At 65.0% G+C, this 22,007-nt stretch carries 21 protein-coding genes; 13 read left to right on the top strand and 8 right to left on the bottom strand.

What is annotated here, in order from left to right; genetic code table 11:
- Window positions 1-66: 66 nt before the first annotated feature.
- Entirely contained in the window at window positions 67-822 is a 756-nt protein-coding gene (locus SPH52_RS19195) for a DeoR/GlpR family DNA-binding transcription regulator (protein ID WP_411796669.1), read from the top strand.
- Between the two features lie 204 nt (window positions 823-1,026).
- Here the strand turns inward: SPH52_RS19195 and SPH52_RS19190 are convergent, their stop codons facing one another.
- The 4 genes from SPH52_RS19190 to norR all read right to left on the bottom strand — a co-directional run bounded on the left by SPH52_RS19190 (window position 1,027) and on the right by norR (window position 6,343).
- Window positions 1,027-1,782, bottom strand: a complete 756-nt coding sequence (locus SPH52_RS19190) for a ribonucleoside-diphosphate reductase (protein WP_411796668.1) — start codon at window positions 1,780-1,782, stop codon at window positions 1,027-1,029.
- A gap of 183 nt (window positions 1,783-1,965) precedes the next feature.
- Window positions 1,966-4,077 carry an adenosylcobalamin-dependent ribonucleoside-diphosphate reductase gene (locus tag SPH52_RS19185; RefSeq protein WP_411796667.1) on the bottom strand — a complete coding sequence of 704 codons (2,112 nt, stop codon included), beginning with the start codon at window positions 4,075-4,077 and terminating at the stop codon, window positions 1,966-1,968.
- Window positions 4,078-4,114: 37 nt separating this feature from the next.
- On the bottom strand, window positions 4,115-4,597 hold the full coding sequence (locus tag SPH52_RS19180) for an SCP2 domain-containing protein (protein WP_411796666.1): 483 nt from the start codon (window positions 4,595-4,597) through the stop codon (window positions 4,115-4,117).
- A gap of 216 nt (window positions 4,598-4,813) precedes the next feature.
- Window positions 4,814-6,343, bottom strand: a complete 1,530-nt coding sequence (norR, locus tag SPH52_RS19175; protein WP_411796665.1) for a nitric oxide reductase transcriptional regulator NorR — start codon at window positions 6,341-6,343, stop codon at window positions 4,814-4,816.
- Window positions 6,344-6,495: 152 nt separating this feature from the next.
- Between norR and ytfE the strand changes: the two genes are divergently transcribed.
- On the top strand, window positions 6,496-7,152 hold the full coding sequence (gene ytfE / locus SPH52_RS19170; protein WP_411796664.1) for an iron-sulfur cluster repair protein YtfE: 657 nt from the start codon (window positions 6,496-6,498) through the stop codon (window positions 7,150-7,152).
- Between the two features lie 76 nt (window positions 7,153-7,228).
- Here ytfE and hemN read toward each other — a convergent pair whose 3' ends face one another.
- Window positions 7,229-8,614, bottom strand: a complete 1,386-nt coding sequence (gene hemN / locus SPH52_RS19165) for an oxygen-independent coproporphyrinogen III oxidase (protein ID WP_411796663.1) — start codon at window positions 8,612-8,614, stop codon at window positions 7,229-7,231.
- Window positions 8,615-8,877: 263 nt separating this feature from the next.
- Here hemN and SPH52_RS19160 point away from each other — a divergent pair, with 263 nt between their 5' ends.
- From SPH52_RS19160 to SPH52_RS19110, 11 genes are all read left to right on the top strand, one after another.
- On the top strand, window positions 8,878-9,303 hold the full coding sequence (locus SPH52_RS19160) for a YbaN family protein (RefSeq protein ID WP_411796662.1): 426 nt from the start codon (window positions 8,878-8,880) through the stop codon (window positions 9,301-9,303).
- 42 nt (window positions 9,304-9,345) lie between these two features.
- The gene (locus SPH52_RS19155) at window positions 9,346-9,792 is read left to right on the top strand and encodes an Rrf2 family transcriptional regulator (RefSeq protein WP_411796661.1); all 447 of its coding nucleotides are present in this window, start codon (window positions 9,346-9,348) and stop codon (window positions 9,790-9,792) included.
- 102 nt (window positions 9,793-9,894) lie between these two features.
- Window positions 9,895-10,206: a c-type cytochrome gene (locus SPH52_RS19150; protein WP_411796660.1), complete on the top strand. Its 312-nt coding sequence runs from the start codon at window positions 9,895-9,897 to the stop codon at window positions 10,204-10,206.
- 315 nt (window positions 10,207-10,521) lie between these two features.
- Window positions 10,522-12,663 carry a transcriptional regulator NosR gene (nosR, locus tag SPH52_RS19145; protein WP_411796659.1) on the top strand — a complete coding sequence of 714 codons (2,142 nt, stop codon included), beginning with the start codon at window positions 10,522-10,524 and terminating at the stop codon, window positions 12,661-12,663.
- Between the two features lie 3 nt (window positions 12,664-12,666).
- Complete coding sequence (gene nosZ, locus SPH52_RS19140) at window positions 12,667-14,559, top strand: TAT-dependent nitrous-oxide reductase (RefSeq protein WP_411796658.1); 1,893 nt, start codon at window positions 12,667-12,669, stop codon at window positions 14,557-14,559.
- Between the two features lie 53 nt (window positions 14,560-14,612).
- On the top strand, window positions 14,613-15,920 hold the full coding sequence (locus SPH52_RS19135) for a nitrous oxide reductase family maturation protein NosD (protein WP_411796657.1): 1,308 nt from the start codon (window positions 14,613-14,615) through the stop codon (window positions 15,918-15,920).
- Window positions 15,917-16,864 (top strand): ABC transporter ATP-binding protein, encoded by a 948-nt coding sequence (locus SPH52_RS19130; RefSeq protein ID WP_411796656.1) that lies wholly within the window; start codon window positions 15,917-15,919, stop codon window positions 16,862-16,864. The genes SPH52_RS19135 and SPH52_RS19130 overlap by 4 nt, the downstream gene beginning before the upstream one ends.
- Window positions 16,861-17,685: an ABC transporter permease gene (locus SPH52_RS19125; RefSeq protein WP_411796655.1), complete on the top strand. Its 825-nt coding sequence runs from the start codon at window positions 16,861-16,863 to the stop codon at window positions 17,683-17,685. Before SPH52_RS19130 ends, SPH52_RS19125 begins: the two co-directional genes overlap by 4 nt.
- A 61-nt stretch (window positions 17,686-17,746) precedes the next feature.
- Window positions 17,747-18,343, top strand: a complete 597-nt coding sequence (locus SPH52_RS19120; RefSeq protein WP_411796654.1) for a nitrous oxide reductase accessory protein NosL — start codon at window positions 17,747-17,749, stop codon at window positions 18,341-18,343.
- A gap of 96 nt (window positions 18,344-18,439) precedes the next feature.
- On the top strand, window positions 18,440-19,003 hold the full coding sequence (locus tag SPH52_RS19115; RefSeq protein ID WP_411796653.1) for a hypothetical protein: 564 nt from the start codon (window positions 18,440-18,442) through the stop codon (window positions 19,001-19,003).
- Window positions 19,003-19,365 carry a DUF6164 family protein gene (locus SPH52_RS19110; RefSeq protein WP_411796652.1) on the top strand — a complete coding sequence of 121 codons (363 nt, stop codon included), beginning with the start codon at window positions 19,003-19,005 and terminating at the stop codon, window positions 19,363-19,365. Before SPH52_RS19115 ends, SPH52_RS19110 begins: the two co-directional genes overlap by 1 nt.
- On the opposite strand, the gene SPH52_RS19105 is transcribed toward SPH52_RS19110, so the two are convergent.
- The 3 genes from SPH52_RS19105 to SPH52_RS19095 are packed head-to-tail and all read right to left on the bottom strand — an operon-like array spanning window position 19,362 to window position 21,968.
- On the bottom strand, window positions 19,362-19,916 hold the full coding sequence (locus SPH52_RS19105; RefSeq protein ID WP_411796651.1) for a hypothetical protein: 555 nt from the start codon (window positions 19,914-19,916) through the stop codon (window positions 19,362-19,364). The two genes, SPH52_RS19110 and SPH52_RS19105, sit on opposite strands and share 4 nt — an antisense overlap.
- A gap of 37 nt (window positions 19,917-19,953) precedes the next feature.
- A complete protein-coding gene (locus SPH52_RS19100; protein WP_411796650.1) occupies window positions 19,954-20,295 on the bottom strand; it encodes a plastocyanin/azurin family copper-binding protein in 342 nt (113 codons plus the stop codon).
- Window positions 20,292-21,968, bottom strand: coding sequence for a NapC/NirT family cytochrome c (locus tag SPH52_RS19095; RefSeq protein WP_411796649.1), 1,677 nt, complete (start codon window positions 21,966-21,968; stop codon window positions 20,292-20,294). Before SPH52_RS19095 ends, SPH52_RS19100 begins: the two co-directional genes overlap by 4 nt.
- Window positions 21,969-22,007 lie beyond the last annotated feature (39 nt).

The following is a 22,007-nucleotide window of genomic DNA, read 5'->3' as shown; positions in this document are numbered from 1 at the left end:
CATAGAGCCAGCCAAAGTGATCTTCGCGCCAGGTTCTTCGAATCAGTGACAAGGTGGGAGCAGCGAATGAAAGACCGCAGCGCCATGCGCCTGGCCCGTCTGCAACAGGTGCTCGCCGGCGGTGGTACCATCCATCTTCGTGAAGCCGCGCATCTCTGCGGTGTCTCGGAAATGACCATTCGCCGCGACGTGGCCGCAAGCGCAGGCGCCATGACGTTGCTCGGTGGGCGCTTGGTGATGGCCAACAATCCTCATTATGCGCCGGCCTATGACCTCGACCAGCAGAAGGATAGCCACGCCCAGGCCAAGCGCCGGCTCAGTGAACGGGCGGCCGGCTTCATTGCCCACGGCGATACCCTGTTCATCGACTGCGGTACCACCCTGCTGCCCCTGGTAGGCCGGCTCGCTGCCTATGAGCGGCTTACCGTAGTGACCTATGCCCTCAACGTAGCCAATGCGGTAAGCCTGCTGCCCGAGGTGCGCCTGGTACTTCTCGGTGGGCTTTATCATGCCAGTTCGCAATCCTTCGGCAGCGACGACATGAGCACGGCGATCAAGCGCCTGGGGATCAATCGCGCCTTCATCTCGGCGGCAGGCGTGCACGCGGAACGCGGCGTGAGCTGCTTTCACTTTCATGAAGTCGCCCCCAAGCAGGCCGCCATCGCCAGCGCCGAGCAGCGCCTGCTGGTGGTCGACGAAAGCAAGATCGGCCAGGTCCGCCCCGCCTACTTCGCCAAGCTGGACGACTTCGATGTGGTGATCACCGACGGCGACGTGGCACCTTCACCGGAGAGCGGCGGACCGAGAATCGTCGCCGCCTGACACCCAGAAGCAACGAAGCCAGGCAAAGCCCGGCTTCGTTGGGGTAGGGTCGAGCGCAGGAGTCAGGCTTGAGACGAAAATTCGGCGAGCGAAGGCCAGACAAGGCAAAAATCGGCGAAAGGACGGAGTTTACGTGTTGTAAATGAGTACCTTGAGCCGATTTTTAACGCAGTATGGCCGAGCGCAGCCAGTGTTCGCCCAAGCCTAGCCGCACTTGGACCAGCCGCAGCCCGCATAGCAGGTAGGACAGCCATCCATCATGATCAACTCACCGCGACACTCGGGGCAGTGGCCCACCACCGTGGGGCCGTCACCCTTCTCTTCGGCGACTGCCGCCTTGGCCTGCTGCTCGGCGCGGACCTCCTCCTCGGGGGTGGGCGGCTGCCAGGGGTGACCGTGGGCCAGGCGGTGGGCGTAGCGGCTGACCAGGTCTTGTACCGGCACCTGGTTGCCATCTTGGTCGAGGAAGCCGCGGCGGTAGAGGATCTGCTGGATCGACCAGGCGATGGCCGCCACCTCGGAGTCGTGGAACATGGGCTTGCCCCAGCGGTTCATGCCGCAGCGCACCAGGCCCTTGTCCCAGGCCACCTTGCGCAGGTCGGCCACCGCCTGGGTGACGTAGCCGCCGCGGGCGGCCAGCGACAGGCTGCGCATGGTGGCGGTAATCCACTGGTGCTCGCTGGAGAGCTGGCCGGAGGGGAAGAAGAACTCCACCGGGCGCTCGATCACCACCCGCTGGCCGTCGAGCACGCCCTCCACCGGCATGAAGGAGACCAGCAGGTAGACCTTCTTGCGACCCTCGGCACCGACGTAGGAGATCTTCTCGGAGACGGCCTCCAGCGTGCCTTCCGGACGCGAGGGGATACGTACCGTGAGCGGGTTCTCGTCGGCCAGCGGCGCCTCTTGCACCGCCTTCTTGACGCTGTAGGAAACGATCTTTGACTTGATTTCGACGGCCATCACGGGGCTCCTGCGGAAAAAGGTTGAACGGCATACAGCGGCTCGGGGCTGATCCGTCGACAGGCCTGCGAGGAGGCGCTGTAAACCCATCCCTGGGCGCTACCTTCGCCATCCATGGCGAAGGACCTCCTCTTCGGCCTGTCCCCGGCGCCCCTCGCTACCGGCAGCTGAAGGATCACAGGCTCACCATTTGCCATAGGTGCCTTCCTTCAGCGCATCGTAGAGATTCGCCGCATTGTGCTCCTCGCCGTCGTAGATCACCTTCTCGTCGCCGGCCAGCTCCAGCGTCTCGCCGTTCTCCAGCTCGAACACGTAGGTGGTGTTCTTGAGGTCGTCCTCGCGCACCAGCACGCCCTGGAACGCTTCCGGGTTGAAGCGGAAGGTGGTGCAGCCCTTGAGCTTGCTCTCGTAGGCGTCCAGGTAGAGATCCTTGAACTGCTCGAAGGGGAACTCGGTGGGCACGTTGACCGTCTTGGAGATGGCCGAGTCGACCCACGCCTGGGCCGCCGCCTGCACCGCCACGTGCTGCGTCGGGGTCACCGAATCGGCGGTGATGAAATAATCGGGCAGGTCGCTCTCCACCGCGTCGCTGGCGATGAAGTGGCGGTAGGCAGCAAGCTCGAAGGAAACCACCTCCACCTGCTCCTTGGTCTTCTTGCCCGACTGGATGACGTTGCGGAAGTAGCGGTGCGAGAACGACGGTTCGATGCCGTTGGAGGCGTTGTTGCCCAGCGACAACGAGATGGTGCCGGTCGGCGCGATCGAGCTGTGGTGGGTGAAACGCGCGCCGTGCTCGGCCAGTGCCGCGACCAGTTCCGGTTCCACCTCGGCGACCTTCTGCATGTAGCGGCTGTAGCGCGCGTGCAGGATACGCCCGGGCACCTTGTCACCGATCTCGTAGCCATCCTTCGCCAGCTCCGGGCGCTCGCGCATCATCTTCGGCGTGATCTCGAAGTCTTCAGCCAGTATCGGCGCCATGCCCTTCTCGCGGGAGAGCTCCAGCGCCTGCTTCCAGCCCTCGATGGCCAGGTTGCGGCTCACCTCTTCGGTGAAGGCGAGCGACTCGGGCGAGCCGTAGGGGATCTTGAGCATGGTCAGGGTCGAGCCGAGGCCGAGGAAGCCCATGCCGTGGCGGCGCTTGGCTTCGATCTCACGGCGCTGGCCCTCGAGCGGAAGGCCGCTGATCTCGACCACGTTGTCGAGCATGCGGGTGAAGATCGCCACCACCTGGCGGTAGCGCTCCCAGTCGAAGCGCGGCTTCTTGCCGAAGGGGTCGATGACGAAGCGGGTCAAGTTGACCGAGCCCAGCAGGCAGGCACCCTCCGGCGGCAGGGGCTGCTCACCGCAGGGGTTGGTGGCGCGGATCTCCTCGCAGAACCAGTTGTTGTTCATGCGGTTGACCTGGTCGATCAGGATGAAACCCGGCTCGGCGAAGTCGTAGGTGGAACGCATGATGGTGTCCCACAGCTCACGGGCCTTGATCACCTCGACGATACGACAGGCGACGCGGCCCTCGGCGTCGACACTGTAGCCCTCCTCGATCACCGGCCAGTCGCGGTAGATCAGGTCCTCGGGCTTGACGTCCTCCTTCTCGCCGCCGTGCAGCGGGAAGGCCAGCGGCCAATCGGTGTCGTTCTTCACCGCCTCCATGAACTCGTCGGTGATCAGCAGCGAGAGGTTGAACTGGCGCAGCCGGCCGGCTTCGCGCTTGGCTTCGATGAAGCTGCGCACGTCGGGGTGGCCGATGTCGAAGGTGCCCATCTGGGCACCGCGGCGACCGCCCGCCGAGGCCACCGTGAAGCACATCTTGTCGTAGATATCCATGAACGCCAGCGGGCCGTTGGGGCCGGCGCCGGCACCGAACACGAAGGCCCCCTTGTGGCGCAGAGTGGAGAATTCGTAGCCGATACCGCAGCCCGCCTTGAGCGTCATGCCGGCATCCACCACCGAGGAGAGGATGTCGTGCATGGAGTCGCGGATGGTGCGCGAGACGGTGCAGTTGATCAGGCTCACCGCCGGCTTGTAGTCCTCGGCGCCGGCGTTGGACATGATGCGCCCAGCGGGGATGGCGCCGTGCTCCAGCGCCCAGCGAAACTTGGGCAGCCACTCCTCGGCGCGCTCGCCTTCCACCGCGGCCAGAGCCCGCGCAACGCGGTCCCAGGTCGCTGCCACGTCCTTGTCGACGGGGCGTCCATGACGATCCTTGAGGCGATACTTGGAATCCCAGATATCGCGTGAGGGCACTTGCATAGGCACCTCGTGGGATGTCTTGACGGCCTTGGTGGAAGTACTCATGCAGGGATCTCCAGTAAGGGTCAAAAGTTCAAATCGTTCAAGATTGCTGACGCGCCATGCGTTCGAGGCGCGCCAACCACTCGCCGAGCCGGCCCTGGGCCAGCCCTTCTTCGCGGCCGTCCAGCAGGTTCTTGACCATCAGGCCGAGCTCGGTATCGCCCTCGATCACAAGGCGGCGTTGGAAGAACAGCGCGTCGGGGTCCTCGCGCCGGGTTGCCAGACACAGGAACTCGCGCCACCCGCCGCGAATGGTGGCCTCGCCCACCTCCAGGGAGAGCCTGAAGCGCTCCTGCTCGAGGGTCAGCGTCAGGATCATGCCCAGATCCTCGAGATGCAGCGAAATCCGTCGCCCTTCCAGCGCATCGAACTCGCCCTCGGCCAAGGGCTCGGCGAAGGTGCGGTTGAGCAGCGGTTCGATCAGCTGGCGTTTGACCCGGAATGGCACGCGGGGGTCGATGGCGCGGATAAGGCGGGCCGGCGCGGGCGGGCGTGGCAAACGCGACAGGGGCAACGGCAACATGGCGACTCTCCGATGGAGCGAACCGGTGGATTCGGCGCGGCCACAAGGCCACGAAACCGATCATCCTAAGCCCGACGCCGCCCGCCTGCACTGATATGCGTCAAGCCCGTGACAATGCCCTTACCCAGGGCCTTGGCTACCATATATAGCCAAGAGAGCCGGATCAAGCACCACATCTAGACTTTATTTTTAACGCTAGCTCTTGCATTGCGGTAACTATTTGATCCCCAAGCGGCGCGCCAGCTTGTGCAGGTTGCTGGGGTCCACGGCCAGCCCCCGAGCGGCATTTGCCCAGTTGCCGTCGCATATGGCCAGCGCCTGACGAATCGCCCGTCGCTGGGCGGATTCGACCTGATGACGCAGCGCTTGCACGGCCCCGGGGCGCACTTCAGTCTCGCTCTCCTCGTCCCTTGGGGTTTTCAACGCTCCGACATGTGGCAAGTCGAGCCACTCAGACTCGAGGGTGACGATGTCGTCACGCCGTGCGCCATGGCCCAGCGCCTTGATCGCCGCCCGGCTGATGACGTGCTCCAGTTCGCGCACGTTGCCCGGCCAGGCGTAATCGAGCAGTGCTGCCTCGGCCGCCGGCGCAAGTCGCAAGCTACGCACCCCGAGCCGGGCGCGGTTGATCTCGAGAAAGTGGCCGGCCAGCACCAGCACGTCACTGTCGCGTTCGCGCAGCGGCGGGATCGCCACCGGGTAGACCGAGAGGCGATGATAGAGGTCGGCACGAAAATGGCCGTCGCGTACGCCGTCGGCCAGCTGGCGATTGGTAGCGGCGATGATGCGCACGTCGACCCGCCGCGGAGTGTCCTCGCCCAGACGCTGAATTTCGCCATTCTGCAACGCCCGCAGCAGCTTGGCCTGGATGGGGATGGGCAGCTCGCCGACCTCGTCGAGGAACAAGGTACCGCCGTCGGCGGCCTCGAAGCGTCCCGCACGGCCTGCCGTGGCCCCCGAAAAGGCCCCCTTAACGTGCCCGAACAGCTCGCTTTCGGCCAGCGTTTCCGGCAGCGCCGCACAGTTGACCTGTATCAGCGGCTGATCCCGGCGCGGCGAGCGCTGGTGCAACCGGCGAGCGAACAGCTCCTTGCCCACGCCGGTTTCGCCCATCAGCAGTACCGGGAGATCGGAATCGGCCACCACGTCGAGTTCACGCAGCAGCCGCTGCAATACGACGCTGTGCCCAAGAATGTCTCCGCCTTCACCGGGCTCGGCCTGTATGACCGCGCCCTGGTGCGCCATGCGCAGCGCTCGCACCTCCTGCTCCAGGCGCGAGACACGCACCGCCGATTCGACCAGCAGCGCGTAGCGCTCCAGCGCCGTGCGCGACGCATCGTCGAAGGTGCCGGCTACCAGGGCATCCAGGGTCAGCACACCCCAAGGCTCCCCTTCGACATGCAGGCTGATGCCCATGCAGTCGTGCACGTGCAGCGGCTCGCCGGGCTGATGCTCGACCAGGCCGTCATAGGGATCGGGCAGGGTCGAATCCGGCGGAAACAGGGTCGAGCTGCGGCTGGTGAGAATGGCCGCCAGGCGCGGGTGGCGGGCCACCTCGAAGCGCCGCCCCAGCGCCTCGCGCACCAGACCTTCCACTGCCACTGGTACCAGCACATCATCCCGAAGGCGCAGCAGGCACACCGCACCACAGCAGAAGCTCTCGCGCAGGGTGCGTACCAGCCGCTGCAAACGCACGGCGCTAGGCAGGTCGGCGGCAAGGTCGGCGAGAAGCGAGTCGTCGAGCATGGTTGAAATCACCACATCTGGGTTAATAAAACCCTAACACAGCAGGGTATTTTTCACCATAAATCAGACAACCCATTGTCATAAAAGAAAAACACAACCTGGCACGCCACTTGCTCCAGTTAAGCGTCTTTCCCTTTTGCAGAGGCACGCTCATGAACCTGCTCGAACAGACCGTTGGCCGCATTGCCCTGTCGCTGCCCGGCGCCACCCGCATCTTCCATACCCACAATATCGACTTCTGCTGCGGCGGGCGCATCAGCCTGCGCCAGGCCGCCGAGCGAGCTGGCCTGCACGTCGACCGACTCGTCGCCGAACTCGAGGCGCTACCGGCCGCCAGCAGCGAGCAGCGCGACTGGCGCGAGGCCAGCAATGACGAGCTTATCGATCACATTCTCACCCGTTACCACGACGTGCACCGCGCCCAGCTGCCCGAACTGATCCGCATGGCCCGCCGGGTCGAGCAGGTGCACGGTGAGCGCGACAGCTGCCCGAACGGGCTCGCCGAACTCTTGACGATGATTTACCAGGAGATGGAGAGCCACATGCAGAAGGAGGAGCAGATCCTGTTCCCGTTGCTGCGCAGCGGCATGGGTGCCCGGGCCCAGGGGCCGATCGCCGTGATGCGCCAGGAACACGACGACCACGGCGTGAACCTGGAGCAGGTGATGCTGCTCACCGACGACATCACCCCGCCCAAGGGTGCCTGCACCACCTGGCGTGCGCTCTACACCGGCCTGCGCGAGTTCCGCGAGGACCTGATGGAGCACATCCACCTGGAGAACAACTTGCTGTTCGAACGGGTCGGTTGAGGAAACGCTTCCTAAGCACACCTGCCGAAACGCAAACGGCGCCCCCGCGGGGCGCCGTTGTATTTCGGTGGGTAGATTAGACGGTACGTGAGAAGCGCCCCTCATTGGGCTTGAGGTAGGCATCGAAGGCCATCGCCATGTTGCGCATCATCAGGCGCCCGGTGGGCAGCACTTCGATGGCCCCGTCCTGGATCGACAGCAGGCCATCCGCCTGCATTTCTTTGAGCTCGCCGAGGGCTTCGGCGAAGTAGTCGCGGAAGACGATGTCGTGGCGCGCCTCGATGGCAGCGAAGTCGATTCGGCCGTGACACATCAGGGCGTTGATCACGTCGCGGCGCAGGCGGTCGTCGTCGTTGAGGCGGTAGCCGCGCATCACCGGCAGCCGCCCCGCTTCGAGCCGTGCCTGGTACTGGGCGGTCTCCTTGACGTTCTGACTGTAGCTGTCGCCGACCTTGCCGATGGAAGTGATACCCAGGCCGATCATGTCGCAGTCGGCATGGGTGGAGTAGCCCTGGAAGTTGCGCTGCAGGGTGCCGTTCTCCCTGGCCAGGGTCAGCTCGTCGTCGGGCAGGGCGAAGTGGTCCATGCCGATATAGACGTAGCCGGCCGCAGTCAGTCGACGAATGGTCAGCTCCAGCAGCTCCAGCTTGCGCTCCGGCGGCGGCATGTCCTCGGGGCGGATCAGCCGCTGGGCCTTGAACAGCTCGGGCAGGTGCGCGTAGCTGTAGGCGGCAATGCGGTCGGGACGCAGGGCGATGATCTTCTCGAGGGTGGTATCGAAGCTCTCTACCGTCTGCAGCGGCAGGCCGTAGATCAAATCGACGCTGACCGACTGAAAGCCGGCTTCACGGGCGGCGGCCACCAGCTCGATCACCTGCTCCTCGCTCTGTACGCGGTTGACCGCCTTCTGCACGTCGGCATCGAAGTCCTGCACGCCGAAGCTGAGGCGATTGAAGCCGAGGTCGTGGAGCTCATGGATCTGCGCCGGCGTGACCGTACGCGGGTCGACCTCCAGCGAAAACTCTCGCTCCTCCACCGGGGCGAAATGGAACGCCTGGTCGAGGGCCGCCATCAGCTCACCTAGCTGGGCATTGCTGAGGTAAGTCGGCGTGCCGCCGCCGAGATGCAGCTGGGTCATTCGCCGCGCCTCGTCGAACAGTGCGCCCTGCAGGCGTATCTCCTGCTTCAGCCAGGTCAGATACTCCGCGGCCCGCTCAGTGTTGTGGGTGATGATCTTGTTGCAGGCGCAGTAGTAGCAAAGGCTCTTGCAGAACGGGATGTGCACATAGACCGACAGCGGCTTGGGCGAGGCAACCCGGTTGCTACGCTCGGCGGCGGCACGGTAGTCGTCCTCGGCGAAGGCCGCATGAAACTGGGGCGCGGTCGGGTAGGAGGTATAACGTGGCCCGGGGCGGTCGTATTTCTCCACCAGGGGGCGATTGAAAAGCTGATCGTCTTGCATGATCGAAAGCGGCCTCTTGAAACCTCGACATGGTACTCGCCATGCCGTATTGCGCGTCAGTATGGCATCGCAGCCGGATGTCGTCTCGACAGCTCGCCGCTCTCTTGTCCCGAGTCAAGTTTGCTCGCTGCGTGCAGCTGTAGCGCCATTGGGGAGCAAGCCGGGCGCATCGAGACCGAGCTTGGCAATTGCAATAACATGTATATAAAATACTACTTAGTAGGGCTCCGGGAAACCGTGCTGCCGCAGAAGAGGAGATGGCCATGCAGGAGACACTGGTACGCTTCGGCTGGCGCATGCTGGCCTATGGTGCCGTCGGTCTGGGCACCGCCGGGCTGGTGGTACCGCTGTTGCCGACCACTCCCTTTCTGCTGCTGGCCGCCTGGGCAGCGCCCAAGGGTTCGCCACGCCTGGCGAGCTGGCTATGGCAGCACCCGCGGCTAGGGCCGACCTTACGGGCCTGGCGGCAGCAGCGAGCCATACCCAGGCCGGCAAAGCGTGTTGCCACGTTACTGCTGGCCCTGAGCTGGCTGATACTATGGCTGGGCGGTGCGCCCACCCCCGTGTTGGGCGTGACAGCATCGATCTTCTGCTGTGTGGCCGCTTTTCTCTGGACGCGACCCGATGCCACACCGACGACTAGCAGCGAACGCCACGATCCAAGTACTGTTATGATAAAGCGGTTTTAGGGTACTTAAATTGATGCTTATCAAGCCAACGCCGGACTTGCCATGCACCTGACCCGCTATACCGACTACGCCTTGCGCGTACTGATCTACCTGGCCGTCAAGGGCGAGGAGCGCGCCACCATCCATGAGATTGCGGAGAGTTTCGGCGTGTCGCGCAATCACCTGATGAAGGTGGTACAGGACCTCAGCCACAGAGGCTATATCATCACCATTCGCGGCAAGAACGGCGGCATGGTGCTCAATCGCTCTCCCGAGGAGATCACCCTGGGCGCGCTGGTACGCGATACCGAGCACGAACTCGGCCTGGTGGAATGCCTCCGCGACAGCAACGACTGCATCATTACGCCGGCCTGCCGACTCAAGCCGATCCTCAACGAGGCTCTCGGTGCCTTTCTGGCGGTACTGGACCAGTACACCCTGGCCGACATGCTGGGCAAGCGACAGCCACAGCTCGCCCGCTTGATGCAGATCCCGATAAGCGCCCACTAGATGTGCCAAACTCCATTTGGCTTTTGCAGCGAGGCCAGACCCAAAGAGGTTCTACCCAGACCCGACTTGATTCACCGTGACCACAAGTATCAGGAGAAAACCATGAAGAAGTTTACCGCCGCTCTTCTTGTCGGCGCCGCCGCCCTGGCATTCACCGTCACTGCCCAAGCCGAGCCCGATGGCGAGGCGATCTACAACCAGGCTTGCATGGCCTGCCACATGACCGGAGCTGCCGGTGCGCCGATCAAGGGCGATGCCGATGCCTGGGCGCCGCGCCTGGAACAGGACATGGACACCCTGTATGCACACTCCATCGAGGGCTTCGGTGCCATGCCGCCGAAGGGTGGACACATGAATCTCAGCGACGAGGAAGTCAAGGCTGCCGTCGACTTCATGCTCGAGCCGGTACTCTAACCCGTCCCCTGCTGCAGGCTTCGGTGGGGGTTCCACCGGGCCTGCACGCCTTTCTCGTGGCGACTCACTCCGCCGCCCCATCCCCATCCCTGCCCTTGCCTGTTTCGTCGTACCGCGACGTTTTCGAAGCGCCTACTCCAAAAGTGTTACCTCTTCGAACTTGATATACGTCACACCGCCCATGACCCAAGTCAATTAAGGACAGCCAGCCAGCTGGCATGATGGCGTCAGGTACAAAAGATTCATTTCGAATACCTGTTAATGCCTGTCGCCTTTTACGTTCACTGCGACGGGCACGCAATTAAGGAACGCCTCATGTCCACCCGGCGCAGCCCGCTCTTTTCTCTAGCCTTCATCTGGCTACTCGGCCTGTTGGTGCTGCTCGGCCTACCCGCCCATGCCTTCGAGCTGTCACAGGTGAAAACCGGCTTTCCCGCTGCCACTCGCCTTGCCGATGTGACAGGGAAACATGCCGCCAAGGCGGTCTATGCCGGTGAGACGCTGCTGGGTTACGTCTTTGAAACCGACGATGTCGCACCGATTCCGGCCTATTCGGGCAAACCGATCAACATGCTGGTCGGCATCGACCTGGAGGCCCGCATCACCCAGGCCATCATTCTCGGGCATGAAGAGCCGATCATGCTGGTGGGCATCCCCGAGCAGCGTCTGGTCGACTATGCCGGCGCCCACGTCCCCCATCACGTCAGCGAGCGGCTACGCGTCGGCGAGAATCTGGATGCCATCTCCGGCGCCACGGTGACCGTGATCGTGCTGACCGAGACGGTGATGCGCTCCGCCCGCCGGGTGGCTGCCGAACAGGGGCTTATCGAGGATCCACTGGCCACTCCCCCCGCCGAGGTGCGCTACGACGTGTTCGAGCCGGCCAACTGGGAAACGCTGGTCGGCGACGGCACCATCCGCCGCCTGCACCTGACCCACGGCGAGATCGACGAGGCCTTCGTCGGCACCGCAGCAGAAGGCTACGCCAGCGGTCAGGCGGCCGACAGCACCTTCATCGATCTTTACGTCACCTATCTCAACGCGCCGACTGCCGGTCGCAACCTGCTCGGCGACATCGTCTACGAACAGCTGATGGAGCGACTCGAAGAGGGCGAGCATGCCATCGGGGTCATGGCCAGTGGCGACTACTCCTTCAAGGGCTCCGGCTACGTGCGCGGCGGCATCTTCGATCGCATCGAAGCCTCCCAGGGCAACACCAACATCGCCTTTCAGGACAGTGACCATCGCCGCATCGTACGCCTGGGCATCGACGGCGCACCGCGGCTGACAGAGCGCGACATCTTCATCATCCGCAGCGAAGCCGAGTTCGACCCCGGCGAGCCCTGGGAGCTCGGCCTGCTGGTGCGCCGCGCCGCCGGGCCGCTGGAAACCGAGTTCGTCCGCTTCAATGCCCACTACAGCATTCCGGAAGTCTATATCGAACGCTTCGAGGCACCGGTGGAAGAGGCGCTGTGGGTTCAGGTGTGGCGCGACCGCACTTTCCAGATCCTGGTGCTCGGCGCAGGCCTGACCGTGCTGACCGCCGTCATGCTGTTCCAAGATGTACTGGTGCGCTACCCCAAGGTGTTCAACCCGCTGCGGGTCGGCTTCCTGGTCTATACCGTGGTGTTCATCGGCTGGTACTCCCTGGCCCAGCTCTCGGTGGTCAATATCCTGACCTTCGTGCATTCGCTGATGGGCGGCTTCAGCTGGGAGTCGTTCCTGATCGACCCAATGATGTTCATCCTCTGGTCGTTCGTGGCGGTGACGCTGCTGATGTGGGGCCGCGGCGTGTTCTGCGGCTGGCTGTGCCCCTTCGGCGCCATGCAGGAGCTGATCAACAAGGCCGCACGCAAGCTCAGGGTGCCCCAGTTCGAAGTGCCCTTCGCCCTGCACGAACGGCTGTGGGCGATCAAGTACATCATCCTGCTGGCGCTGTTCGCGGTCTCGCTGCACTCGCTGGGCCAGGCCGAACGCTACGCCGAGGTGGAGCCGTTCAAGACCGCCGTGACCATGCGCTTCCAGCGCGAGTGGGCCTTCCTGGCCTATGCCCTTGGCCTGCTCGCCATCTCGGCCTTCACCCACAAGGCCTACTGCCGCTACATCTGCCCGCTGGGCGCGGGACTTGCGATTCCCGCCCGCCTGCGCCTGTTCGACTGGCTCAAGCGCCACCGCGGCAGTTGCGGCACCCCTTGCCAGATCTGCGCCAACGAATGCGAAGTGCAGGCCATCCACCCCGACGGCCGCATCAATGCCAACGAGTGCCACTACTGCCTGGACTGCCAGGTGACCTACCACGACGACCGGCGCTGTCCGCCTATGGTCAAGCGTCGCAAGCGCTTCGAGAAGGCGACTCGCGCCTCCTCCGCCGGCGGTGCCGTGGGAACCTTTCCGGCCGATGCTGCGCAGGGCAGCCAGGCCACACTGCAGCGCATCCCCACTCTTCAGGAGGAGTGAACCATGAGCGACAAGAACGACCACATCAAGGATCTCAGCCGGCGGCACTTCCTGCGCAACAGCGCGGTGACCGGCGTGGCCGGGGCCGGCCTGGCCGGCGGCTTCGGCGCTGGCGCCCTGATGGGCAGCCGCCCGGCCGAAGCCGCTGCGGGCAACGGCCATGAAGTGGCACCGGGCGAGCTGGACGAGTACTACGGCTTCTGGAGCGGCGGCCACTCCGGCGAAGTGCGCATCCTCGGCGTGCCCTCCATGCGCGAGCTGCTGCGTATCCCGGTATTCAACGTCGACAGCGCCACCGGCTGGGGCATCACCAACGAGTCCAAGCGCGTGCTGGGCCCGAACGCCCCGCTCAACGGCGACACCCACCACCCCAAGGTGAGCTATACCGACGCCCGCTACGATGGCCGCTACTGCTTCATCAACGACAAGGCCAACACCCGCGTGGCGCGTATTCGCCTGGATATCATGCGTGCCGACAAGATCATCACCATTCCCAACGTGCAGTCGATCCACGGCCTGACCCTGCAGCGTGTGCCCAGCACCGAGCGGGTCTTCGCCGCGGGTGAAATGGTGGTGCCGCTGAACAACAACGGCGACTACCTGGACGACCCATCTCAGTACTGGACCATGATGTCCTGCCTCGATGCCGAGACCATGGAGCTCAAGTGGCAGGCGATCGTCGACGGCAACCTCGACAACTGCGACACCGACTACACCGGCCGCTTCGTCGCTGCCTCCTGCTACAACTCGGCGCGCGGCATGACCCTGCCGGAGATGATGGGTCCGGAGCGCGACTGGACGGTGTTCTTCGACGTTCCCGCCATCGAAGCGGCCGTGGCCGCCGGTGACTACATCACCATCGGTGACTCACCGGTACCGGTGGTCGACGCTCGCGAGCAGGCCCATGAAGGGCGCAATACCTTCGCCCTCTACGTGCCGACCCCGCGTAGCCCCCACGGCGTGAACACCATGCCCCCGGAAGGCAAGTACTGCGTGGTCAGCGGCAAGCTCTCCCCCACCTGTACCGTGGTCGAGTGGTCCCGCGTGGCCGAGTGGTTCGACGGCGGTCTGTCCGACCCACGCGACACCGTCGTCGCCGAACCGGAAGTGGGCCTGGGTCCGTTGCACACCACCTACGACAACCGCGGCAACGCCTACACCTCGCTGTTCCTCGACAGCCAGGTGGTGAAGTGGAACGTGGAAGACGCCATCCGCGCCTACAACGGCGAGGAGGTAAACTACATCCGCGACCGTATCGACGTGCACTACAACATCGGCCACATCAAGGCCTCGCTGGCCTGTAGCCGCGACGTCGACGGCAAGTACCTCACCGCGCTGTGCAAGTTCTCCAAGGACCGCTTCCTGCCGGTAGGCCCGATGCACGCCGAGAACGACCAGTTGATCGATATCTCTGGCGAGCAGATGAAGCTGATCCACGACGGCCCGACCTACGCCGAGCCCCACGACGCGCTGATGATTCGTGCCGACCAGCTCAACCCCAAGGCGATCTACGACCGCGACGATCCCTACTTCGCCGAGACCGTAGCCATGGCCCTGGCCGATGGCGTCACGCTCGAGCGCGACAATAAGGTCATTCGCGACGGCAACAAGGTACGCGTCTACATGACCTCCGTGGCGCCGAGCTTCGGTACCACCGAGTTCCGCGTGAAGCGGGGCGACGAAGTCACCATCGTGGTCACCAATATGGACACCATCGAGGACGTCAGCCATGGCTTCGCGCTGGTCAACCACGGCATCAACTTCGAGATCCACCCCCAGCAGACCTCGTCGGTGACCTTCATCGCCGACAAGCCCGGCGTGCACTGGTACTACTGCAGCTGGTTCTGCCACGCCCTGCACATGGAGATGTCCGGCAGGATGCTGGTGGAAGCGTGATGTAAACCGGCCGGCCCCACGGGGCCGGCCAAGACCGACCTGAGGTAACCGTGATGAGACGTACTCTTTTCTCTTTTCTGGGTAGCTGCGCCCTGCTGCTGACGGCGACCTTCGCCTTCGGTGAGCTGCGCATCGAACCCGGCAACGGTCCTCTCCAATCTCATATCGATACTGCCGCTCCCGGCAGCGAGTTGACGCTCGCCGCAGGCATCCATCTCGGCGGTATCCAGATCGACAAGCCCCTGACCCTGCGCGGCGAGCCCGGGGCAATTCTCGATGGCCAAGGCAGCGGCGACGTGATACGCGTACGCGCCGAAGACGTGCGCATCGAGGGGCTGACCCTGCGCAACTCCGGCTTCAACCTGACCGAGATGAACGCCGGCATACACGCCGAGCGTGGCGCCCACCGAATTCACGTCGAGAACAACGTGATGGAGAACGTGGCCTTCGGCGTCTGGGCGTGGCACTTGGAAGCACCCAGCGTGGTCGGCAACCGCTACGTCGGCAATACCGGCATCCGCTCGCAGGATCGCGGCGACGCCATCCGCCTGTACAACATCGATGGCGGCCTGATAGCGGACAACGACGTACGCGACTCCCGCGACGCCATCTACGTCGATACCAGCCGCGACCTGGTGTTTCGCAACAACCGCCTGCGCGACTCGCGCTTCGGCATCCATTACATGTTCACCCACGGCGGCAAGATCGTGGGCAACCACACCAGCGGAACCCGTGCCGGCTACGCGCTGATGATGTCCCGTGACCTCGAAGTGGTGAACAACCGCTCCGAGCGCGACATGAACTACGGCATCCTGATGAACTACGTCAACTACAGCACCATTGCCGGCAACGACATCCGTGGCATCACCGCCTGGCACGGCCCCGGCGGCAGCGAGCACGGCGTCACTCTCGGCGCCGAAGGCAAGGCGCTGTTCATCTACAACTCCCAGAGCAACGAGATATACGGCAACCGCCTGGCCGACAGCGAACTCGGCATCCACCTCACCGCAGGCTCCGAGAACAACCGGATCCACGGCAACGCCTTCGTCAACAACCGCCAGCAGGTGATGTACGTGGCCACGCGCACTCAGGAGTGGTCGAGCGAAGGCCGCGGCAACTACTGGAGCGATTACCTGGGCTGGGACCTGGCCGGCGACGGGGTCGGCGACACGCCCTACGAGCCCAACGACGCCGTCGACCGTCTGCTGTGGCGCCACCCCGAGGCGCGTCTGCTGCTGCACAGCCCGGCCGTGGTGGCGCTGCGCTGGGTACAGCGCCAGTTTCCGATCTTCCGCGCCCAGGGCGTGCAGGACAGCGCCCCGTTGATGCATGCCCCCACCCCTGGAGAGGCCCGATCATGAACCCGGTAATAGAATGTCATGGGCTGACCAAGCGCCATGGCGACCTCACCCGCCTCGATGCCCTCGAGCTCACCGTACAGGAGGGTGAAGTTCTGGCCCTGCTGGGGCACAACGGCGCCGGCAAGACCACCACCATGAAGCTGATCCTGGGCCTGATATCGCCCAGCGCCGGTACGCTCTCGGTGCTCGATGGCGCCCCCGACGGCCCTCATGCCGAGACGCTGCGCCGCCACCTGGGCTACCTGCCCGAGAACGTCAGCTTCTACGAACAGCTCTCCGGGCGTGAGGTACTCGCCTATTTCGCCCGACTCAAGCGGGTCGACCGCCGCCAGGTCGACGTGCTGCTGGAAAAGGTCGGCCTTGGCCACGCGGCCAAGCGCCGGGTGAAGACCTACTCCAAGGGCATGCGCCAGCGCCTCGGCCTGGCCCAGGCCCTGCTCGGCGAGCCGCGCCTGCTGCTGCTCGACGAGCCCACCACCGGGCTCGACCCCGCGGCCACCCGCGACTTCTACGAGACGGTGCGCGAGCTGCGCGAGCGCGGCTGCACCGTGCTGCTCTCCTCCCACGTGCTGCCTGGCGTGGAGCCCTACATCGACCGCGCGCTGATCCTCGGCGCCGGTAGGCGCCTGGCACTGGGCAGCCTCGACGAGCTGCGTCGCGAGGCCTCGCTGCCGTTGACCATTCGCGCCAAGGGCCGCTGGCCCGGCGTGGACTGGTCGGCGGGCTGGGAGGACACCCGCATAGCACCGCGCTATCTCAACGGCTCCGCGCTGGAGCTGGGTGTACACCCCTCGGCCAAGATGAGTGCGCTGCGCCGCCTGACCGACACACCCGGCGTCGAGGACATCGACGTCATGCCGCCGACCCTGGAGCACCTCTACGCTCACTTCTCGGCGCCGGTCGCCGCGGCTTCGTCATCTATGGACAAGCGAGGTACGCCATGAACACCGCCCTCATCGTCGCCCGCAAGGAGTTCCAGGACGGCCTGCGCAACCGCTGGGTGCTAGCCATCGCCGTGATCCTGGCCGCGCTGGCGGTCGGCATCGCCTGGTTCGGTGCCGCTGCCAGCGGCGGCATGGGCTTTACCTCCCTTGCCACTACCGTAGTCAGCCTGTCGACCCTGGCGGTGTTCCTGATTCCGCTGATCGCCCTGCTGCTGGCCTACGACGCCGTGGTTGGCGAGCAGGAAGCCGGCACCCTGCTGCTGCTGCTGACCTATCCGCTGAGCCGCACCTCGCTGCTGCTGGGCAAGTTCCTCGGCCACGGCCTGATCCTGGGCGCCGCTACGGTGCTGGGCTTCTCCGTCGCCGGCGCGGTGATCGCCTTCGCCGCGGAGGACGTGTCGGTAGGCGACCTGGTGGCCAGCCTGGGGCTCTTGATCATCAGCAGCGTACTACTCGGCTGGGTGTTCATCGCCTTCGCCTATCTGATCAGCGTGTGGGTCACCGAGAAGGCCCGCGCCGCCGGCCTGGCACTGGGCGTGTGGTTCCTGTTCGTGCTGGTCTTCGACCTGGGCCTGCTGGCGCTGCTGGTGAGCGTGCAGAGCGGCGGCGACTGGCTGCCCTGGCTGCTGCTGCTCAACCCCACCGACGGCTTCCGTCTGATCAACATGGTCGGCTTCGAGTCGGCCCAGGCGTACACCGGCGTGACCGCCATCGCCCAAGGCAGCGCCTTCCACGTCGGCTGGCTGCTGCTGATCCTGGTCGGCTGGATCGTCGCCCCGCTGGGGCTGGCCGTGCTGCGCTTCCGCCACCATTCCGCTTGAGCGGGCCTGTTCATACTCTCGGGCTCGTCCATCTGGCCTGGCCGTTTCGGAGAACATCACCATGACTCGTACCACCCTTACCGCCCTCGTCCTGGCCGTGCTGCTGGCGGGTTGCCGCAGCGACGCCGATACCGCCCTGGCCCCGGCCCAGCCGATCACCGACGGCGACAGCTGTCATGTGTGCGGCATGCTGATCGCGGAACTGCCCGGCCCCAAGGGGCAGGTCTACCTGAACCGCGACGAGACGGTGCGCAAGTTCTGCTCCACCGCCGACATGTTCGCCTTCCTGTTGCAGCCCGAGAACGCGAACCGTCTCAGCCACGCCTGGGTACACGACGTGGCCGTCACCCCCTGGAGCCAGCCGGCCGACAAGGCCTTCATTCTGGCCAGTGACGCCTGGTACGTGGCAGGGCACACCCAGCGCGGCGCCATGGGACATACCCTGGCATCGTTCAAGGAGCGCCATCACGCCGACGCCTTCCGCGAGACCCACGGCGGCGAAGTGCTGGCCTTCAGCGACATCGACCTGGAACTCCTGACCGAGCTTGCCCGGGCGGATGCCGGCATGCAGCACAACGGCGGCATGCCTGGCCACGGGGAACACGACAGCGCCATGCATGGCCACGCCGCCCACGGCAGCATGCATAACAGCCACTGAGCGACACGGCTGTGCCGACTTCGCCTCCACCGGGCGGAGTCGGCGCACCCAGCGCAGCGTGCTACCATCCGGGGCTCGTCGTTCAGGAAACCGGCCATGCCCTCGACCCACCGCCCCCGTTTTCGCCCCTACCTTGCCTGGCTCTTGCTGGCAGGCCTCGCCGCCGCGCCGCAGGCCAGTGCCACCAACTACAACGTCGGCGATGCCGAACAGCACGAGCACTGGCACTCGGTAGTGCTTTCGCTGGGCGACGAACGCCATTTTCGCGCGCTCGAACAGCACAGCTACAGCGACTCCATCCTCAGCGTGAACTACACCGCCGGGGTGTGCGATCTGCCGTGGCTGGAGGTGCGCGTCGAACTGGAGGAGCACCAGCCGGAGAGCCGAGTGGCCAACCTGGTACCCGGCGACCTGCGGGTCGACTACGCCACCATTCACAGCGGGGCGGCTGAATTCATCACCCAGCGCGGCGACCGCGGCTTCTACGTCAACTTCTACCTTGATGAAATCGACCTGCTGATCGACGAGATGCGCGGCGGCGAAACCCTGCGGCTGCGCTTCGACCGCGGCGACGAGGACTACTGGTTCATGAGCTTCGAACTGGCGGGCGCCGATGCGGCCATCGACCGTGCCAAGCGGCTGTGCGAGGCGGCCGGCTGATGGCGGCGCTGCTGTTCCGGCTGGCCAACGTGACCGAAGAGGAAGCGTGGGAGGTGCGCCGGCTGCTCGACGAGCAGGGTTTCGACACCTACGAGACCCACGCCGGCTTCTGGCGCCTGGGCGTGGACGCCATCTGGCTGCGCGACGCCTCGCAGCTGGAAGCGGCCCGGGAGGTACTCGAGCGTTACCAGATCGAGCGTCAGGAGCGGGTACAGCGAGAGCATGCCGACCGGGTCGAGCGCGGCGAGGCCCCAACCCTGTGGCAGCGCCTGCGCCATCACCCCGTGCAGATGCTGCTGGTAGCGTTGGCGGTCGTGGCCATGCTGGCGCTGACGCTGGTGCCCTTCCTCGGCCTCATCTAGGGGAACAGCCGGGTGTCGAGATACTCCACCGAGAGATAGTCCTCGAACGACCATAGGCGCACGAAGCGGCCACGCTCGCGCCCCTGGCTGCCGTCGCCGCCCCACACCGCCAGGCTATCCGGCTCCTGCGGCATCCCCGCCTTGAGCTGCTCGAACCACCATTCGGCCATCTCCGCTTCCCACGGCTGGCCGTACTCGGCCTCGAGCCGGGCCTTCACGATCGCGTAGTCCTCCACATTGGGGTGAAACGCCACCACCAGGGCGAGCCGATCGCTGCCCGCCGGGAAGACGTAGCGCAGGTCCGTTTCCGGCTCGCCGTCCACCTGCAGTTCACCGTCGATGATGAGGTCGTCGTCCTCGGTTTGTCGTATCTCGACGTCGGCCACGCCATCGCTATCCAGATGCGCCATCACCTCTTCGGAGGACATCCCGAACTCGGCGCTGCGATAGCCATCGGGGCCTTGTGCGGCCGTGGCGGCGCCGGCCCAGGCCAGTGCCAGCGAGGCCAGAAGCCCGCCGAAAAGCGCTGCGGGTCGTGTGGATATCGCCATGGAAATTCCTCTAGGTCACTCTTGATACGCTTGATGGTCACTCTGCCACGACGTGGATCACGCCGCGCATGTCGCGGCTCGCGTGGGGCTGACAGTGGTATTCGAAGGTACCGGCCTCGTCGAAGGTGCGCTCCCAGCTCTCCCCGGGGAAGAGGCGCCCCGAGGCGACCCCGTCTTCCGGAAAGTAAACGTCGTGACTGGTGCGCTTTTCGACGCTGACCCAGCGCACCGTGGTGCCCACGGCTATCTCGAGTTCGGCGGGGTGGTAACCATAGTCGCGCATTTCCACCTCGACTGTCTCTTCCTGGGCCTGGACCGCCCCGCCAAGCAGGGCGGCCAGAAGGGCGGTAGCGAGTACCGACTTGCGCCGCGCGATCACCGTGAGACCCGCGTGGCATTGATCTCCACCCGATCCTCGTCGAAGTCGCCGGGGATAGTGGCGTCGAAGGCCAGGCCGAGCTGCCAGGAGACGTGGTGGAAGCGCGAGTCGGCGTGATCGTCGTGCAGCGCCACGTTGAAGCTGTACCTGTGGTCGGTGGCGAGCGGCTTGTCGCCTTCCTGTCCGGTACGCAGGGCGCGGGTCAGGTAGGCGGTCCACACACCGTCGGCCTCTTCTGCACTGAACACGATGGCCTCGCTGTCGGAGAAGTGGCGCTCGTCGAGGACATAGCCCGACTCTACGGTGCCATTGCCGCTGTTGAAGCGCGCCAGGTCGAGGTAGACCCCGCCGCCCAGCAGCTCGGCGATCTCCGCTTCGTCCTTGAGCTTGTCCCAGCCGCCGCGCGGAGCACCGCGCCGACCGCGCACCTCGACCTCGGTACGGCTTTCGGTCAGGTACTTGGTGACGCCGTTGCCGCTCATCAGGTCGAGCCGCCCGGCGAGTTCACTGGCCGCCAGCGCCTCGCCTTCCGGGGCGTCGGGCATGTAGGCGGAGTCATGGTGGCAGCTGGCCCAGCAGCCGCCGCGGTCGGCCATGTCGACGCGCTCGTCGGAGAAGCTGACGGTAAGCTTCATGGGGTTTTCCGGATCCATCATGCCGCCTTCCACGAAGGGCAGCGGGGCATGCTCGCCGGCTTCCCACTGGAAGCGCATGAACAGGTAGTCGTCGTCGAACGAGGCCTGCACGGTCATAGGTACGTGGCCACGCTTGTCACCCAAGTCATAGGTCTCGATCTTCTCGGCGCTGGTGGCCAGCGCACCGATCTGCGCCTCTTCGCCCTGGTGGCACCAGATGCAGCGATCGCCGAAGCTGAAGGCGCGTCCGCCGCCGTGAGCGCTGCCATCCTGGATCCACTCGATGGACGCCTGGCCGGGCAGGAACAGGGTGATGTCGAGCGCAGGCACGTCGGACCAGTCGAGCGTAGCGGCGATGTCGCCCTCGACGGTCACGGCCTCGCCCAGCTCTTCGGCCTCGAGCGGCAGCTCGGGCTCGCTGCGCATCTCGTCGGTCACCGGCTCGTCATGCTCGAAACGGTAGGCCCACACCGGCGACTCGTCCCACTCTTCGGGCAGCTGGTGGGCGATGCCCTGGTGGCACTCGATGCAGGTCTGGCCCTGCTCGAAGGCGCGAGCGTGCTCGCGGGCCGCCCGGGGGGCCTGCTGCTCGAGATCCATTGCCGACCAGTCGTGGCAGTTGCGACATTCGCGAGAATCGGTGCGCAGCATTGAGCGCCAGACGTTCTCGGCCAGTTGGATACGCTTGGCCTCGAACTTCTCCTTGCTATCGATGGTGCCCAGCATCCAGTGCCATACCTCGCGGCTGGCCTCGATCTTGCGGATCATCTTCGGCCCCCAGGCATTCGGCACGTGGCAGTCGGAGCAGGTCGCCCCTACACCGGTCGAATTCTGGTAATGGGGACGGTCGAGGTACTCCTCGTGCACCCAGCTCATTTCATGGCAGGCCGTGCTGCAGAACCTGAAGCTGTTGGTGGCTTCCATGACGGTATTGAAACCGCCCCAGAATATGATGCCGGCCACAAAGAAGATCATGGCGGCGCCGAGCGAAGCCCCCATGATCGTGATCCTGCGCCAGTTGCGTAGACGCTTCACCATGATGTCAGTCTCCCCGAATTTTCATGACGCCAGTGGTGC

This window comes from Halomonas sp. A29 (genome assembly GCF_046723295.1).
Lineage (GTDB): Bacteria > Pseudomonadota > Gammaproteobacteria > Pseudomonadales > Halomonadaceae > Halomonas.
The sequence above is the reverse complement of the archived record's forward strand: the minus strand, read 5'-3'. Positions and strand labels throughout refer to the sequence as shown.